The sequence below is a fragment of the Paraconexibacter sp. genome (genome assembly GCF_059438195.1).
Map to the genome: position 1 here is coordinate 1 of NZ_JBLKKY010000015.1, position 16,861 is coordinate 16,861.

At 74.2% G+C, this 16,861-nt stretch carries 14 protein-coding genes; 7 read left to right on the forward strand and 7 right to left on the reverse strand.

Annotated features, from left to right (window positions below; all coding sequences use genetic code 11):
* The 7 genes from miaB to ACME2J_RS07330 all read right to left on the reverse strand — a co-directional run.
* Nucleotides 1-997 (reverse strand): tRNA (N6-isopentenyl adenosine(37)-C2)-methylthiotransferase MiaB (gene miaB / locus ACME2J_RS07300; RefSeq protein WP_495544229.1); only part of this gene is annotated, 997 nt, incomplete at its 3' end.
* A gap of 50 nt (nt 998-1,047) precedes the next feature.
* Nucleotides 1,048-2,580 carry a ribonuclease Y gene (gene rny, locus ACME2J_RS07305; protein ID WP_495544230.1) on the reverse strand — a complete coding sequence of 511 codons (1,533 nt, stop codon included), beginning with the start codon at nt 2,578-2,580 and terminating at the stop codon, nt 1,048-1,050.
* A gap of 449 nt (nt 2,581-3,029) precedes the next feature.
* Nucleotides 3,030-3,554 (reverse strand): regulatory protein RecX, encoded by a 525-nt coding sequence (locus ACME2J_RS07310; protein ID WP_495544231.1) that lies wholly within the window; start codon nt 3,552-3,554, stop codon nt 3,030-3,032.
* A complete protein-coding gene (gene recA, locus ACME2J_RS07315) occupies nt 3,551-4,660 on the reverse strand; it encodes a recombinase RecA (protein ID WP_495544232.1) in 1,110 nt (369 codons plus the stop codon). Before recA ends, ACME2J_RS07310 begins: the two co-directional genes overlap by 4 nt.
* 340 nt (nt 4,661-5,000) lie before the next feature.
* Nucleotides 5,001-6,287 (reverse strand): competence/damage-inducible protein A, encoded by a 1,287-nt coding sequence (locus ACME2J_RS07320; RefSeq protein WP_495544233.1) that lies wholly within the window; start codon nt 6,285-6,287, stop codon nt 5,001-5,003.
* Nucleotides 6,284-7,147: a helix-turn-helix domain-containing protein gene (locus ACME2J_RS07325; protein WP_495544234.1), complete on the reverse strand. Its 864-nt coding sequence runs from the start codon at nt 7,145-7,147 to the stop codon at nt 6,284-6,286. Before ACME2J_RS07325 ends, ACME2J_RS07320 begins: the two co-directional genes overlap by 4 nt.
* A 28-nt stretch (nt 7,148-7,175) precedes the next feature.
* Nucleotides 7,176-9,827 (reverse strand): FtsK/SpoIIIE family DNA translocase, encoded by a 2,652-nt coding sequence (locus ACME2J_RS07330; protein WP_495544235.1) that lies wholly within the window; start codon nt 9,825-9,827, stop codon nt 7,176-7,178.
* A gap of 68 nt (nt 9,828-9,895) precedes the next feature.
* Here ACME2J_RS07330 and ACME2J_RS07335 point away from each other — a divergent pair, with 68 nt between their 5' ends.
* The 7 genes from ACME2J_RS07335 to ACME2J_RS07365 all read left to right on the forward strand — a co-directional run bounded on the left by ACME2J_RS07335 (nt 9,896) and on the right by ACME2J_RS07365 (nt 16,847).
* On the forward strand, nt 9,896-10,585 hold the full coding sequence (locus ACME2J_RS07335; protein ID WP_495544236.1) for a response regulator transcription factor: 690 nt from the start codon (nt 9,896-9,898) through the stop codon (nt 10,583-10,585).
* A 27-nt stretch (nt 10,586-10,612) separates the two neighbouring features.
* On the forward strand, nt 10,613-12,013 hold the full coding sequence (locus ACME2J_RS07340; protein ID WP_495544237.1) for a HAMP domain-containing sensor histidine kinase: 1,401 nt from the start codon (nt 10,613-10,615) through the stop codon (nt 12,011-12,013).
* A gap of 134 nt (nt 12,014-12,147) precedes the next feature.
* Nucleotides 12,148-13,131 carry an ABC transporter substrate-binding protein gene (locus ACME2J_RS07345; protein ID WP_495544238.1) on the forward strand — a complete coding sequence of 328 codons (984 nt, stop codon included), beginning with the start codon at nt 12,148-12,150 and terminating at the stop codon, nt 13,129-13,131.
* On the forward strand, nt 13,128-14,156 hold the full coding sequence (locus ACME2J_RS07350) for a FecCD family ABC transporter permease (protein WP_495544239.1): 1,029 nt from the start codon (nt 13,128-13,130) through the stop codon (nt 14,154-14,156). The genes ACME2J_RS07345 and ACME2J_RS07350 overlap by 4 nt, the downstream gene beginning before the upstream one ends.
* The gene (locus tag ACME2J_RS07355; RefSeq protein ID WP_495544240.1) at nt 14,153-15,145 is read left to right on the forward strand and encodes a FecCD family ABC transporter permease; all 993 of its coding nucleotides are present in this window, start codon (nt 14,153-14,155) and stop codon (nt 15,143-15,145) included. The genes ACME2J_RS07350 and ACME2J_RS07355 overlap by 4 nt, the downstream gene beginning before the upstream one ends.
* A gap of 119 nt (nt 15,146-15,264) precedes the next feature.
* Nucleotides 15,265-16,005 carry a hypothetical protein gene (locus tag ACME2J_RS07360; protein ID WP_495544241.1) on the forward strand — a complete coding sequence of 247 codons (741 nt, stop codon included), beginning with the start codon at nt 15,265-15,267 and terminating at the stop codon, nt 16,003-16,005.
* Nucleotides 16,002-16,847 carry an ABC transporter ATP-binding protein gene (locus ACME2J_RS07365; RefSeq protein ID WP_495544242.1) on the forward strand — a complete coding sequence of 282 codons (846 nt, stop codon included), beginning with the start codon at nt 16,002-16,004 and terminating at the stop codon, nt 16,845-16,847. Before ACME2J_RS07360 ends, ACME2J_RS07365 begins: the two co-directional genes overlap by 4 nt.
* The last annotated feature ends 14 nt before the right edge of the window (nt 16,848-16,861 follow it).

Here is a 16,861-nt window from a genome sequence, read left to right on the forward strand (position 1 = left end):
AGGTGAAGGCGCCGTCGAAGCCGACCTCCTCGCAGACCTCGAGCGTCTCGGCGAAGTCCTCCTCGGTCTCGCCGGGGAAGCCGACGATGACGTCGGTCGTCAGCGCGACGTCCGGCACGTGCTCGCGGATGAGCGCGACGCGGTCCATGAAGCGCCCGCGGTCGTAGGTTCGGCGCATCGCCTTGAGGATCCGCGAGGAGCCGGCCTGGAGCGGGAGGTGGACGTGCGGGCACACGCTCGCGAGCTCGGCGTGCGCGATGCAGACGTCCTCCTTCATGTCCTGCGGGTGCGGGCTCGTGTAGCGGATGCGATCGATGCCCTCGACGGCGTCGACGGCGTGGAGCAGCTCGGCGAAGGACCGAGGACTGGGAACCCCGCCCACCCGGAGATCGCGCCCGTAGGCGTTGACGTTCTGGCCGAGGAGCGTCACCTCGCGCACGCCGTCGGCGGCGAGGCGCTCGACCTCGGCGACGAGGTCGTCGAACGGCCGTGACGACTCCCGTCCGCGCGTCGACGGGACGATGCAGTACGCGCACTTCATGTTGCAGCCGACGCTGATCTGCACCCATGCCTGGATGTCGCGGGCGCGCTTCGTCGGGAGGTGCGCGGGGAACTCCTCGAACTCGAAGTAGCCCTGCGCGCTGAGGGAGTCCGACGTGAGGAACTCGGCGAGCTTGCCGATCTGGCCCGGGCCGAACGCGACGTCGACGAACGGGAAGCGCTCGAAGACCTCGTCCTTCACGGACTGCGCCCAGCAGCCGCCGACCCCGACGACGCGGTCCGGGCGCTCGCGCTTGAGGCGCTTCGCACGGCCGAGGTGGGCGATGAACCGCGAGTCGGCCGACTCGCGGATCGAGCACGTGTTGAAGAGGATGAGATCGGCGTCGTCGGCCTCGGCCGACTCCTCGTAGCCGAGCGTCTCGAGCATGCCCTTCATCCGCTCGGAGTCGTGCTCGTTCATCTGACAGCCGAACGTCGTGACGTGGTAGCGCTTCATCGGCATCGCCCAGGGTAGCGACACGCTCCTGTCGTCGGCCGCGCCGGGGGCTACTTCGCGTAGTCGGTCGCCCGCGACTCCCGGATGACCGTCACCTTGATCTGGCCGGGATACTCGAGCTCCTGCTCGATCTCGCGGGCGATCGTGCGCGCGAGGACACTGGCGTCCTCGTCGCGGACGTCCTCGGGCGCGACGATGACCCGGATCTCGCGGCCCGCCTGCATCGCGTAGACCTTCTCGACGCCGCGGTGGCGCGAGGCGAGCTGCTCGAGGTCGCGCAGGCGCTTGACGTACATGTCGAGCGACTCCCCGCGTGCGCCCGGCCGAGCGCCGGAGAGCGCATCGGCGGCCTGGACGATGACCGCTTCGACCGTCTGCGGCTCGACCTCGTTGTGGTGCGCCTCCATCGCGTGCGCGACGGCCTCCGACTCGCCGTGGCGGCGTGCGAGGTCGCCGCCGACGAGCGCGTGCGGACCCTCGATCTCGTGGCTCACCGCCTTGCCGATGTCGTGGAGCAGCGCGGCGCGGCGCGCGGTCTTCGCGCTCGCGCCGAGCTCGTCGGCCATCATCGCCGCGAGCTGCGCGCACTCGACGGAGTGCGCGAGGACGTTCTGCCCGTAGCTCGTGCGGAACCGCAGGCGGCCGAGGATCTCGACGAGCTCGGGGTCGAGGCCCTGGACGCCGGCTTCCATGACGGCCTGCTCACCGGTCTCGACGATGTGGCTCTCGAGGTCGCTCTTGCACTGGTAGTAGGTCTCCTCGATCCGCGCCGGGTGGATCCGGCCGTCCGCGAGGAGGCGCTCGAGCGTGAGCCGGGCGAGCTCGCGACGCACGCCGTCGAACGCGCTGAGGACGACCGCTCCCGGGGTGTCGTCGATGATGAAGTCCACCCCGGTGAGGTTCTCGAGGGCCCGGATGTTCCGGCCCTCGCGCCCGATGATGCGCCCCTTCATGTCGTCGCTGGGGAGCTGCACGACGGTGACCGTCGTCTCCGCGGCGTGCGAGGCGGCGAGGCGCTGCATGGCGACGGAGAGGATCGACCGGACGCGCCGCTCGGCGTCGCGCTTCGTCTCCTCCTCGATCTGGCGCAGGAGCTTCGCGCGGTCGTGGCGCGCGTCGTCCTCGACCTCCTTGAGGAGCGCCTGGCGCGCCTGTCCCGCGCCGAGGCTCGAGATCCGCTCGAGCTCCGCGACCTGCTGCGCGCGCAGCTCGTCGAGCTCGGCCTCGCGGGCGTCGAGCTGCTTCTCGCGCGCGGCGAGCTCGGCCATCCGCGCGTCGATCTCGTCGAGCCGGCGCGCGAGCGTCGTCTCGACGGGGCTGGGCGCCGCGGCGGCGGGCGGCGCGCTGGCGGACGGGGCGGTCGCGGGACCGGGCGCCGGAGCGGCCTCGGCGGGCGGCGCTGGAGCCGCCCCGGGTCGGTCGGCCACGTCCGGCGCTCCGCGCTGCGGCCGGCCCGCCGGCGCGGTCGGCGTCGCGGGCCCGGCGGCTCCCGCGGTGAGCGGCGAGTGACGCGTGCGTCCGAGCACGACGGCCGCCACCACGATGCCGAGTGCGATGACGGCGGCCCCCAGTACGAGCTCCATGGTCGGTGTCCTCTCCCCGCCGGCGCCATGGTGCGCGCGTGCGGTCTCCGGTGTGACGTTGGGGCGAAGACGCGGCCGATCGAGGCGCCGGTCGTGGTGGTCAGGAAGGGTGCTCGTGCAGGTGGTTCGGTCGGGCGGACGGTCGGTCCTTCGCCGTCCCGACTCTAATGCACCGGCGGAGAGTCCCGGACGGCTTTCGGCAGGTTGGCGGGCGCCCGCACGAGCGCGAGGACGCGGATGGCGGGGCGAGGACGCGGGTCGCAGCGCGACGCGCGGCCCCGCGGGGCGAGAACTCGGACCGTGACGCCTGGGGGCCGGTCCTGAGTTCTCGGCGGAGCGGGGCGGGGCGACGCCGCGGACCACGCGGCGAGAACTCGGACCGTGACGCCTGGGGACCGGTCCTGAGTTCTCGGCGGAGCGGGGCGGGCGGCCGGCGGGGCGGCGCCCCGCTACGCCGCCGCCTCGCGCTCGAAGGCGCGCACGGCGTCGTAGGCGAGCTCGAGCGCGTAGCCCTTGCGCACGAGCATCCCGAGCGCTTTCTCGCGCTCCTTGTCGCTCTCCGGGACGCCGCGCAGCCGCCGCCGCAGGAGGCCGACCGCCGCGTCGAGCTCGTCCTCCGCGTCGCGGTCGGCGACCGTCGACGCGGCGAGCGCCGGATCGATGCCCGCCTGCACGAGGCGCCGCTCGATCCGCTCAGGACCCCAGTCGTCGAGCGAGCGCCGGTCCTCCGTGAACTGCCGCGCGTACCGCTCGTCGTCGACGTACCCGGCGCGCTCGAGATCGGCGATCGCGTCGAGCACCGTGTCGGGCTCGACGCGCTTGCTCTCGAGGTGACGGCGCACCTCCGCAGCGGTCCTGTCCCGTCGCGAGAGGTAGCGGTACGCGAGGTCGAGCGCGTGCTGGAGGCGCAGCTCGGGGTCGTCCTGCACCCCGGCGGCCTCCGTCGTCGCGTCCGGCTCCGCGCGCCGCCTCACGAGCCCGTCGTCGCCTCGAGGCCCTCGATGACCCCGGACTCCTCGCCGGCCAGCCCCTCGTCGATCGGCGTGTCGAGATCCGCCACGCCGTCGCGCTCGACGCCGAGCGCCGTGTAGATCTTGGCCTCGATCTCGCGCGCGACCTCGAGGTTCTCGTCGAGGTAGGCCTTCGCGTTCGCCCGGCCCTGCCCGAGACGCTCGCCGTCGTAGGAGAAGAAGGAGCCCGACTTCTGGACGATGTCGTTCTCGATCCCGAGATCGAGGATGCAGCCCGACGTCGAGATGCCCTTCCCGAACTCGATGTCGAACTCCGCCTGGCGGAACGGCGGAGCGACCTTGTTCTTCACGACCTTCACGCGGACCCGGTTGCCGACGGCCTCCGTGCCCTCCTTGAGCGTCTCGATCCGGCGGATGTCGAGGCGCTGGGACGAGTAGAACTTGAGCGCCCGGCCGCCCGGCTGCGTCTCCGGCGAGCCGAACATGACCCCGACCTTCTCGCGGATCTGGTTCGTGAAGACGCAGACCGTGCCGGTCCGGTTGAGGTTGCCGGCGAGCTTGCGCATCGCCTGGCTCATCATCCGCGCCTGGAGGCCGACGGTCGTGTCGCCCATCTGCCCCTCGAGCTCGGCCCGCGGCGTGAGCGCCGCGACGGAGTCGATCGCGATGAGGTCGACGGCACCCGAGCGGACGAGCATGTCGGCGATCTCGAGCGCCTGCTCGCCGTAGTCCGGCTGCGAGACGAGCAGCTCGTCGATGTCGACGCCGATCTTCTCGGCGTAGAGCGGGTCCATCGCGTGCTCGGCGTCGATGAACGCGCACACGCCCCCGAGGCGCTGCGCCTCGGCGATGACGTGGTACATGAGCGTCGTCTTGCCGGAGGACTCCGGCCCGAAGACCTCGACGATCCGCCCGCGCGGGACGCCGCCGATCCCGAGCGCGAGGTCGAGCGAGAGCGCGCCGGTCGGGATGGCCTGGATGCGCACCCGCGCGTCCTCGTCCCCCATCTTCATGACCGACCCCTTCCCGAACTGGCGCTCGATCTGGGTGAGTGCCCCCTTGAGGGCCTCGTCGCGGGCCTTCGCGGCCTTCTCGTCGGTCGTGGACATGTGGTTCCGTTCTGCCTCTCGTCGCTGTGGGTCGCGAGGGATGTTCCGCCCCGCATCGGACGGAACGGACGCTACGCCGGCCCCCGCGCAAAGGGAACACGCGTTCGCAGAGATTGTGCGGAGGAAGGCGGACGGAACCGCGCGTCGGCGCGGCGCTCCCCCCGGCCGGTCACGAACGTCGATCGCCACCCTCCCCAGGGGGTGCAGATCGACGTTCGTGGCGGCCACGGGGTGCAGATCGACGTTCGTGGCGGCCACGGGGTGCAGATCGACGTTCGACGGGGCGCCCGCCCCCGCGCCGCGCCGCACAAGCGGCCCGAACCGCCCGCGACCCCCGCTCCTACTCCCCCCGCAGCACCTGCCGCACGAGGTGCAGGACGACGGTCGTCGCGCGGTCGCGCACGTCCGAGCGGGCGCCCGGGAGCGTGAAGCTCAGCGTCCGCCGCGCCCCGGCCCCGGTCGTCACCGCGAACCACACGAGGCCCACCGGCTTCTCGTCCGTCCCGCCGCCCGGTCCCGCGACCCCGGTGACCCCGACGCCCACGTCCGCTCCGAGCCGCTCGCGGGCCCCGTCGGCGAGGCCCAGCGCGACCTCCTCGCTCACCGCTCCGTGCTCCTCGATGAGCCGGACGTCGACGCCGACGACGTCCGTCTTCGCCTCGTTCGCGTACGCGACGACGCCGCCGCGCACGTACTCGGAGCTCCCCGCGAGGTCCGTGAGCCTCCCCAAGACGAGCCCTCCGGTGCAGGACTCGGCGACCGCGATCGTCCGCCCGCTCTCGCGCAGCAGCGCGGCGACCTGCTCGTCGACCGACGTCCCGTCGACCGAGAAGAGCGTGTCGGCGTGGCGGTCGGCGACGAACGCCGCGAACGCGTCGTGCGCCTCGCGCGCGGACGGCTCGTAGCGCGTCACGATCTCGACCTCGCCGCGTCGCAGGCACGTGGTGATCTCGAGCGCGTCGAGGTCGATGCCCGCCGTGCGCGCCAGCCGCATCGTCTCGGCGATCTCCGACTCGGGGATGCCGAAGAGCCGCATCATCTCCTGCCGGTACTCCGTCCTCGCGGCGAGCACGGCGTCGAGGGACCCGCCCTCGACGGCGTCCCTCCACATCGGCTGCAGCTCGCGCGGGGGCCCTGGGAGCACGACGATCGTCGGCCCGCCGCCGTCGCCGGACGGCGGGACGACGAGCCCCGGGGCCGTGCCGACGGGCTCGAGGACGGCCGCGCCGTCGGGCACGAACGCCTGCTTGCGGGCCGAGACGCGCAGCGCCTCCTCGTCGAGATCGGGCCAGCGCTCCAGCAGCGGCGCGACGACGTCCCAGATGCGCTCCTCCAGCGCCGCGTCGTGCGCCATCTCGCGCTCCTGGAAGTCGGCGACGACCTGCGCGGTGAGGTCGTCCTCCGTCGGCCCGAGACCGCCGGTCGTGCAGACGAGGTCGATCCCCTCCGCCGCGAAGAAGCGCAGCGCGCCCGTGATGTCCTCCGGACGGTCGCCGACGACCGCGATGTGCGCGATCTCGACGCCGAGCTCGCGGAGGCGCTCGGCGAGCCACGGCCCGTTGCGGTCCGTCACCCGGCCGGTGAGGACCTCCGTCCCCGTGACGACGACAGCGGCGCGGACGCTCATGCGCAGGTGGGCCGCTCGTCGGGATCGAGGCGCGTGCGACGCCCCTCGCGGTCGATGAGATAGCCGACGCCCTCGGCCACGGCCGGCACCTCACGGCGCTCGCCGTTGACGCGCAGCTCGACGTTGCCGTTCCCGAGGGTGACCTTGAACTCCGAGGACCGGAAGGTCTCGGTGTCGTCGCCCGGCTCGAGGATGACCCCGTCGACGAGCGTCCGGTTGCCGGCGGCCCGCAGGCAGACGTACACGGGCCCCGTCGGCACGATCTTCACCTCGGCGAAGCGCGCGCCCTCCCCCTCCTCCTCGTCGTCCGACTCGGCGGGCGCGCGCTCGGCGTCGCCTCCGCCGGCGTCCTCCCCTTCGTCCTCGGCGTCGCCGGCCCCCGACGACGAGGCGCCGCCGTCCTCCTCCGGCGTGGTCTCGGTCGCCGCCGGGACCGCCGTCTCGTCGTCCGCGGACCGCGTGCCCTCGTCGTCCCCGCCGCTCCCGAGGAGGTAGAGGCCGCCGACGAGCAGCGCGACGATGAGCCCGATGACGTAGCCGCGCGGGATGCCCTCGGTCGCGGCGGGACGCATCCGGCTCCGGGACTGGGAGACGGAGATCGGCCGCAGGTGCTCGGCCTCGCCCGGGCGCTCGTGGCGCATCTTGTACTCCTCGACGATGAGCTTCGCGTCGAGCCCGAGCGCCTCGGCGTAGGTCCGCAGGAACGTCTTGACGAAGGTCGGCCCCGGGAGGAGGTCCCACTCCTCGTTCTCGAGCGCGCGGAGGTACTTCGCACGGATCTTCGTCTCGGCCTCGATCTCCGAGATGTCGATCCGGGCGCGCATCCGTGCCTCTCGGAGGGTGGCGCCGATCTCCGTCATCGAGCGAGAGAGGGTACCGACCCCCGCCTCAGGTCTCCGTGGGCGGATCGCCGGCGTCGAGGATCTCCCCGGCGTCGGGGAGCGAGGGCTCCTGCGGCACGTCGGGCTCTGCCACGGCATCCGCCTCCGGGGCGACGCCGCCGGAGCGCTCCGCGAGCGCGGCGAGCACCCGCGGGAGGTCCGCCTGCGAGACGAGGACCTGACGCGGCTTCGAGCCCTCGTAGCCGCTGATGACGCCGCGGCGCTCGAGCATGTCCATGAGCCGGCCCGCCCTCGTGTAGCCGAGCCGCATCCTCCGCTGCAGCATCGACGTCGAGGCCGTGCCCATCTCCACGACCAGCGTGACCGCGTCGGCGAGCAGCGGGTCCTCGTCGGGGTCGAGGCCGTCGTCGGAGGAGCCCTCGTCGGCCGCCCCCTCTTCCTCGATCTCGTCGAGGAGGTCCTCGCGGATCTCCGGCTCGCCCTGCGTCGCCCACCACTCCGTGAGCCCGGCGATCTGCTCCTCGTCGATGTAGGCGCCCTGGATGCGCTGGAGGCGGCTCGAGCCGACCGGGTTGAAGAGCATGTCGCCCTGCCCGAGGAGCGACTCCGCGCCGTTCTGGTCGAGGATGACGCGCGAGTCCGTCTGCGAGGAGACCGAGAAGGCGATCCGCGAGGGGACGTTCGCCTTGATCATGCCCGTGATGACGTCGACCCGCGGGCTCTGCGTCGCGAGGACGAGATGGATGCCGACCGCGCGGGCCTTCTGCGCGATGCGGATGATCGAGTCCTCGACGTCCCCGGGGGCGACCATCATGAGGTCGGCGAGCTCGTCGATGACGCAGAGGATGTAGGGGAGCGGCTCCTCCCCCTTGTCGACCCGGTGCTTGTTGAGCTCGGGCAGCGAGCGGGTGCGGGCCATCGACATGATCCCGTAGCGCCACTCCATCTCCTTGACGAGGTTCTGGAGCGCGTTGGCCGCCTTGCGCGGGCTCGTGATGACCGGCGTGAGGAGGTGCGGGATCTCCTCGTAGTGGTTGAGCTCGACCTGCTTGGGATCGACGAGGACGAGGCGGACCTCGTCCGGCGTCGCGTGGAGGAGGATCGACGAGAGCATCGCGTTGACGCATCCCGACTTGCCGGCGCCCGTCGTGCCGGCGACGAGGAGGTGCGGCATCTTCGCGAGGTCGGCGGCGATCGCCTTCCCCGAGACGTCCTTGCCGAGCCACACGGTGAGCGGGCTGTGGCCCTTCGGCGGCGCCGCATAGACGTCGCCGAGCGTGACGATGCGCCGCCGGATGTTCGGCACCTCGACGCCGACGGCGGTCTTGCCCGGGATCGGCGCGAGGATGCGGATCTCGGTCGCCGCGAGCGCGTAGGCGAGGTCGTCCTTGAGGTTCGAGACCTTGCTCATCTTCACGCCGGGGGCGAGCCGCAGCTCGTAGCGCGTGATGTGGGGCCCGGAGACCGTCCCGATGACCTTCGCGTCGATGCCGAAGTGCTGGAGGGCCTCGACGAGCCGCGCCGCCGTCTCCTCCATGCCCTGCGTGTCGGGACGCTGGTTCTCGGCCGGGGACCGCTCGAGCAGCTTCCCGGCTCGGGGGCGTCGCCACTCGACGTCTCCGGCGAGCGGGAGGCGCTCGTCGTCGGCGCCGGCGACGGCGTCGTCTGTCTCGGCCGGCTCGACCTCGGCGGGACGCGGGGCCGGCGGCTCCTCGCGCGGCAGCGGCGCGATCGCCGTCGGCTCGTCCTCGGGCTCCGGATCGACGTCCTCCGGCTCGACGGGCGGCTCCTCGCGGACGGTCGGCTCGACGACCGGCGCTGCGGTCTCGTCGCCGAAGAGATCGGGGTAGCGCACCGAGCCGTCGAGCTCCGGCCGGCGCGCGGAGCGGACGACGGGCTCCGAGTCCTCGGGCTCGGGCGGGACGACCGGGACGGCCGGCCGTCCCTCGCCGAAGCCGAACGGCGACTCCTCCGGCTGCTCGCCGGCCGCGTCCGAGCCGTGCTCGCCGTCGCCCTCGTCGTCCTGCCGGGGCTCCGGCCGCAGCGCCCGCGTCGTGTCCGCGACTCCGCTCGCCGTCGCCTGGACGACGCCGGCGACCGAGGCTCCGGTGAGGAGGAGCGTCCCCGCGACGAGGAGGAAGACGGCGATGATGTGCGCCCCGACGATCGAGAAGGCCCCCGACGCTCCCCACAGGAGGGCGTCGCCGAGGAGGCCGCCGCGCTCGTCCATCAGCGCGGGCTCCCAGTAGAGGTCGCGCGGGCCGTCGGCGCCGAGGCCGAACGTCCCCGCGGCGAACATGAGCGCCGAGGCGAGGACGAGGCAGGTCGCGCCGGCCTTGAAGGGCCGCATCCCCGTCGGGAGGACGGGTCGCAGGACGAGGACGACGCCCGCCGCCGCGGTCGCGACCGGCGCGGCGTAGGCGAGGTGACCGCCGAGACGCTCGAGCCCGTCGACGATCGCCTCGCCCGCCGCGCCCCCGTACCACTCGAGGTAGAGCGGGAACGCGAGGAAGACGCCGCAGGCGACGAGCCCGAGGCCGATGAGGTCGAGGTGGCGCTGCTCGAGGACGGGGAGGCGCGGGAGCGCTCCCTGCGAGCGCCGCGCCCGGGCGGCGGGGCGCTTCGCGGCGGGCCGCGAGCGCGATGCGGCGCCGCCGCGGCCCTTCTTGGCTGGAGGACGGGTCTTCGTCGTGGGCATGGTCGTCCGCGCGCTCTTCGACGCCGAGCGCCCGGGACCTCCCGGTCGGCGTCGTACCATCTGAGGACATGAGCGTCGACGCCGACCGTCCCCCGCGCGTGCTCGTCGTCGAGGACGACGACGAGATCGCCCAGGTGCTCCAGCGCTCACTGCGCATGGAGGGCTACGACGTGCGGGTCGCCGGGGACGGCGAAGGCGCGCTCGACACCGCCGCCTCGTACGTCCCGGATCTCGTGATCCTCGACCTCGGCCTCCCGAAGCTCGACGGCATCGAGGTCGCACGGCGGCTGCGCGGCGCGGACGACGTCCCGATCCTCATGCTCACCGCGCGGGACGCGCTCGAGTCGCGCGTCGAGGGCCTCGACGCGGGCGCCGACGACTACCTCGTGAAGCCGTTCGAGCGCCAGGAGCTCCTCGCGCGGCTGCGGGCGCTGCTGCGCCGACGGCCGCCGCGCGGCTCGGCGTCGCTCGTCGTCGCCGACCTCTCGCTCAACCCCGACACGCACGAGGTGCGCCGCGGCGAGCGCGTCGTCGAGCTCACCCAGCGCGAGTTCGAGCTCCTCGAGTACCTCATGCGCAACGAGCGCATCGTCGTCCCGCGCCAGCGCCTCCTCGAAGAGGTGTGGGGCTACGACCCGTTCGCGACGACGAACACCATCGAGGTCTTCGTCTCGAACCTGCGGCGCAAGCTCGAGAGCGGCGGCGAGCCGCGGCTCCTCCACACGATCCGGGGCGCGGGGTACGTCCTGCGGGCCTGAGCCCGCGGCACGGCGAGGAGCGACGGAATGCTGCGCCGCGTCCCCATCCGCTGGAAGCTCGCCGGCGGCTCCGCGCTTCTCACGCTCGTCATCCTCCTCGGCTTCGCGCTCATCGTCGGGGCGCTCACGACGAACCGGATCCGCGACGACTTCGCCGACGAGACCGCGAGCGCCGCGAACGAGCTCGCGGCGAACGTCGAGGCGCGCTTCGACCTCGAGAACAACGTCTTCGTCTACGTGCGCCCGAGCCTCGAGGCGTACGCGAGCGCCGACGACGCCGTCATCCGGGTGACGACCCAGGACAACGTCGAGCTCAGGTCGTTCCCGCAGCGCGCCCCGGACTTCGGGCTCCTCCCCGACGGGAGCACCGTGACCCGGGGCTACCGCGTCGAGACGCGCACGGTCCCGCTCACCATCGGGTCGGTCCTCGTCCAGTACGCGCGCCCGGTCGAGTCGCTCGAGGAGACGACCGCGCGCGTCCGCTTCTTCCTGTCGATCGGCGTCCTCGGCGGCGCCGCGCTCGCGCTCGTCGCCGGCCTGCTCATCGCCAACCGCGCGATGCGGCCGGTCGCCTGGCTCACGGACGCCGCCCGCGAGATCGCGCGCACGCGCGATCCGAACCGCCGTCTCCCGGTCCCCGACGCGACCGACGAGGTCGCCGAGCTCGCCCGCACGCTCGACGAGATGCTCATCGCGCTCGAGTCGAGCCGGGCGGAGACCGCCGCGACGCTCGAGCGCCAGCGGGCCTTCGTCGCCGATGCGTCGCACGAGCTGCGCACCCCGCTGACGAGCGTGCTCGCGAACCTCGAGCTGCTCGCGGACGTCCTCGACGGCGAGCGCGGCGAGGCGGCGAGCTCCGCGCTGCGCTCTTCGCAGCGGATGCGCCGGCTCGTCGCCGACCTCCTCCTCCTCGCACGCGCCGACGCGAACCGCCAGGTCGTCCACTCCCCCACCGACGTCGCGCGGATCGTCGTCGAGGCCGCTGCCGAGCTGGAGCCCGTCGCCGAGGGCCACGAGATCGCCGTCGACGTCCCCGGCTCGGCGCCCGTGTGCGGCGCCCGCGACGAGCTCCACCGGCTCGTCCTCAACCTCCTCGAGAACGCCGTCGCGCACACGCCGGCGGGGACGCACGTCCGCGCGTCGGTGCGCGAGGACGGTCGGCAGGTGCGGCTCGTCGTCGAGGACGACGGCCCCGGCGTCCCGGAGGAGCTGCGCCCCCGCCTCTTCGAGCGCTTCGTCCGCGGAGCCGGCGACCGAGGCGGCTCGACGGGCCTCGGGCTCGCGATCGTCCGCGCGGTCGCCGAGGCCCACGGCGGGAGCGTGCGACTCGAGGACGTCGAGCCCCACGGGACCCGCTTCGTCGTCACGCTCCCCGCGACGACCGCGGTGCAGGACGACGTGCCGACGCCGGTCGGCGCGACGAGCTGAGCGCGGCCCGACCGCGCGCTCGGACCCTCTGAAGCATCGGCGCGCCCGCGCGCGCGAGCGGCAATCCCGACCCACGCGGTCTGTGTTAAGAATTCGGCCACCCTAATTTAGGCTTACCTAAAGGAGCTGAACACATGGCCCACCGACTGCGAGGTCTCCTCGCGATCCTGAGCGCGCTCGTGCTCGCCACCGCCCTCGCCGCCTGCGGGGACGACACGACCGCGACCGCCGCCCCCTCGTCCGAGAGCGCAGGCTCGCGCGTCGTCGAGCACGCGATGGGCACGACGACGATCGAGGGCTCCCCCCAGCGCGTCGTCGTCCTCGACACCGGCGAGCTCGACAGCGCCGTCGCCCTCGGCGTGACGCCGGTCGGCGCCGTCGAGGCGATCGCCGGCGAGGGGCTGCCCGCGTACCTCGGCGACGCCGTCGACGGCATCGAGCTCGTCGGCACCATCGAGCAGCCGAGCATCGAGGCGATCGCCGCTCTGCGCCCCGATCTCATCCTCTCGAGCAAGACCCGCCACGAGGCGATCTACGACGAGCTCGCGCGGATCGCGCCGACCGTCTTCACCGAGGCGGTCGGCGTGACCTGGAAGGAGAACTTCGCGCTCCACGCCGAGGCCCTCGGCCTCACCGACGAGGCGGCGGCGCTCCAGGAGGAGTACGAGACGGCGGCCGCCGCGCTCGCCGACGAGCTCGGCGCGGACGCGCCCGCGATGTCGGTCGTCCGCTCGGTCGGCGACGAGGTGCGCATCTATCTCAACGCCAACTTCCTCGGCACGATCCTCCAGGACGCCGGCGTGCGCCGCCCGGACGTGCAGGACGTCGACGACTTCTCGGCGACCGCGACGCCCGAGACGATCCCCGACCTCGACGGCGACATCATGGTGCTCTCCCGCTACGGCGACGACCACCGGCTGCTGTCGCGGCTGCAGGAGAACCGCCTCTGGGGCCGCCTGGGCGTCGTGAAGGACGGCGAGGTCTACGAGGTGCCCGACGATCTGTGGTTCCTGGGCATCGGCAACTTCGCCGCGCGGAAGGTCCTCGACGACCTCCGCACGGTCCTCATCGACGGGGAGCGCCTGCCCGCGGACGACGGGGATCCGACGACGGCGTGAGCGCCGCCGTCACGCCGTCCGAGGGCCGGGGCCGGCACCTGCCGGCCCCGGCCCTCGCCGGCCTCGGCGTCCTCGCGCTGCTCGCGAGCGCCGGGGCCGGCCTCTCGCTCGGCGCCTCGACGATCGCGCCCGCCGACGTCGTCGACGCGCTCGTCGCGTTCGACGGCTCGGCGACGCACGTCGCGGTCGCCGAGGTGCGGCTCCCCCGCGTCGTCGTCGCCGCCGTCGTCGGCGCGACGCTCGCGGTCGCCGGCGCCATGACGCAGGCGATCACGCGCAACCCCCTCGCGGATCCCTCGATCCTCGGGATCTCGTGGGGCGCCGCGCTCGCCGCCGTCGGCGGCCAGGTCGTCCTCGGCGTCTCCTCCACGGCCGGCATCGTCGCGCTCGCGCTGCCCGGCGCGGCGGTCGCGGCGGTCGGCATCCTCCTCTTCAGCCTCGGCGACCGCGGGCCGCGCGGCGACGAGCGGCTCATCGTCGCGGGAGCCGCGGTGAGCGGGCTCCTCGCCGCGATCGTCCAGGGCCTCCTCGTCGTCGACCGCGAGAGCCTCGAGGTCGCCCGCCGCTGGCTCGCGGGGTCGCTCACCGGCGCAGGGTTCGACGGCCTCGTCGCGGCCTCGCCCGTGCTCCTCCTCGGCGCCGTGCTCGCGACCGTCCTCGCACGCCCGCTCTCGACGCTCTCGCTCGGCGACGACGTCGCCGCGGGACTCGGCGTCCGGGTCGTCCGGCTCAAGGTCGCCGCCGCGCTCGGGGTCGTCGCACTCGCCGGCACCTCCGTCGCCCTCGCAGGCCCCGTCGCGCTCGTCGGGCTCGCCGTGCCGCACGCGGCGCGCCGGCTCGTGGGCGAGGACGTCGGCGCCGGTCTCGCGGCGTGCGCCGTGCTCGGCGCGACGCTCGTCGTCCTCGGCGACATCGCCGCGCGCGTCGTCGTGGCCCCCGAGGAGCTCCCCGTCGGGGCGGTGACGGCGCTCGTCGGCGCGCCCGTCCTCATCCGCGTCGCGCGTCGCGGCGCTCGGCGCGCATGACCGTCCCGGTGAGGACGTGGGCCTCGCTCGGCGGGGTCGCGCTGCTCGCGGCCGCGACGCTCGTCGTCACGATCGGCGTCGGCGAGTACCCGCTCGGACCCGTGGAGGTCCTCCGCGCGCTCACGGGTGCGGGGGACGCCTCGTCCTCGTTCGTCGTCACGGACCTCCGCCTCCCGCGTGCCCTCGTCGCGCTCGCCGTCGGCGCGGCGCTCGGGATGTCCGGCGCGGTCCTCCAGGGCGTGACGCGCAACCCGCTCGCCGCCCCGGAGCTCATCGGCGCATCGGCCGGCGCGAACGCGGCGGCGGTGACCGTGATCGTCGCGGTGCCCGGCCTCCCGGTCGGCGCGCTGCCGCCGCTCGCCTTCGCGGGCGCGCTCCTCGCGAGCCTCGCGGTGTACGCGCTCGCCTGGCGCGACGGCCTCGGCGCGACGCGCCTCCTCCTCGTCGGCGTCGCCGTGACGACGGTCGGCTACGCCGTCGTCATCGCCGTGCTCGCGACGGTCGACGACCTCATCCAGGCGAGCCAGCTCGTCGTCTTCCTCGCCGGCACGGTGTACGGGCGGGGCTGGTCGGAGCTCGCCGCGCTGCTGCCGTGGCTCCTCGCCCTCGGGACGCTCGCCCTCCTCCTCGCTCGGCGCATCGACGCGCTCGCGCTCGGCGACGACGTCGCCGCCGGCCTCGGGGTCCGGCTCGAGCGCAGCCGCCTCGTCCTCGTCGCGGTCGCGGCCGGCCTCGCGGGCGCGGCGGTCGCGATCGCCGGTCCGGTCGGCTTCGTCGGGCTCACCGCGCCGCACATCGCGCGTCGTCTCGTCGGCGTCGACCACCGCAGCGTGATCCCGGCCTCGGCGCTCCTCGGGGGCACGGTCGTCCTCGTCGCCGACGCCGTCGCGCGGACGGCGTTCGCCCCGGTCGACATCCCCGTGGGCGTGGTCACGGCGGTCGTCGGGGCGCCCGCCCTCCTCTGGCTCCTCGCGCGCTCGGCACGATGACTCGGCGACTCGCACCGATCCCGGCCGGCTCGGGCACCCCCGCTCGGGGCCTTCGTCGCGGCCCGCTCCACGACGCGCTCGACGCTGCGGTCAGATGCGCGCGGGACCCGGAGCCGCTCGTGTCCTCCCCGTCGCCCCCGGCGGGCCGCGGATGGGTCGCGCCGTCGGCCCTCGTCGAGGACGCCGGGGGCTTCTCGTCGGCGATCGACGCCTTCGGCGCGGGCTGGGGCACCCGCCGGAAGGACATCGCCGGCGGCTTCTGGCTGCGGGACACGGCGCTGGCCGTCATGACGAGGGCGGCGGGGGCGATCCTCGTCGCGCGGCGCGCACCGCTCCTCGACGCCGAGGTCGCCGTCCGCGTCTGCGGTGGCCACGAGGTCACGGGAGTCGCGTTCGGCCCGCGGTTCGCGTGCGTGGCGGACGACCCGGCCTCCGGGCACCCCGCCGCGACGGCCGTCACCGACCCGACGGCGCTCCTCGACGCCCTCCTCGCGGCGTACGCCGGCTGGCTCGAGCCGCTCATCGCCGCGGTGAACGGCCGGTGCCGCCGCCCGCGGGCGGCGCTCTGGCGACAGGCCGGCGACGTCGTCGCGGAGTCGTTCCTCCACGCCGGCGAGGCGCTCGGCCGGCGCGACGAGGCCTGGGAGCGGGGAGCCCTCGCCGTCGGGCGCGCGCCCGCGCGGCTGCGCACCCACGCCGGCTACCGGCTCTTCGGCGACGTCCGCCATCCCGGACGGGTCCGCGCGCAATGCTGCCTGTACTACCGCACCGACGCGGCCGCGCACTGCTTCTCCTGTCCCCTCACGGGCGACGAGCATCGGCTCGCGCGCCTCGCAGAGACCGTCACGGAGGCCACATGACACCCACGACCACCGCGTCCGCACCGGCGTCCGTCCGCGCGACGGCCGGCCGGCTGCACGCCGACGGGCTCACGCTCGCCTACGACGGGCGGATCGTCGTCGAGGACCTCGACCTCGACCTGCCGGCCGGGCGCATCACCGCGATCGTCGGCGCGAACGGGTGCGGGAAGTCGACCGTCCTGCGTGCCCTCGGCCGGCTCATGCGCCCGGACCGCGGCTCGGTCCTCCTCGACGGCACCGAGATCAGATCGGTGCCGACGCGTGACCTCGCCCGTCGCATCGGGCTGCTGCCGCAGGGGCCGACGGCGCCCGAGGGCCTCACGGTCGAGGAGCTCGTCGCCCGAGGGCGCCACCCTCATCGCGGGCTCCTCGGCCGCTGGAGCGGCGAGGACCGCGCGTGCGTCGCGGAGGCGCTCGAGCGCACCGGGCTCGCCGACCTGCGACGGCGGCCGGTGGACGAGCTCTCCGGCGGCCAGCGCCAGCGGGCCTGGATCGCGATGACGCTCGCCCAGGACACGGAGCTCCTCCTCCTCGACGAGCCGACGACCTACCTCGACCTCGCCCACCAGCTCGAGGTGCTCGACCTCCTCGAGGATCTCAACGCCCGCGAGGGCCGGACGGTCGTCATGGTCCTCCACGACCTCGGCCAGGCGTGCCGCTACGCCCACCACGTCGTCGCCCTGCGAGAGGGACGGGTCCACGCGGCCGGCGCGCCGGACGAGGTCGTCGACGCCCGCTTCGTCGAGGAGGTCTTCGGGGTCCGCTGCCGCGTCGACCCGTGCCCGGTCACCGGCACGCCTCTGTGCGTGCCGCTCGACCGGCGGGCGCGCACGGCGACCTGAGCGCCCCTCCTCGC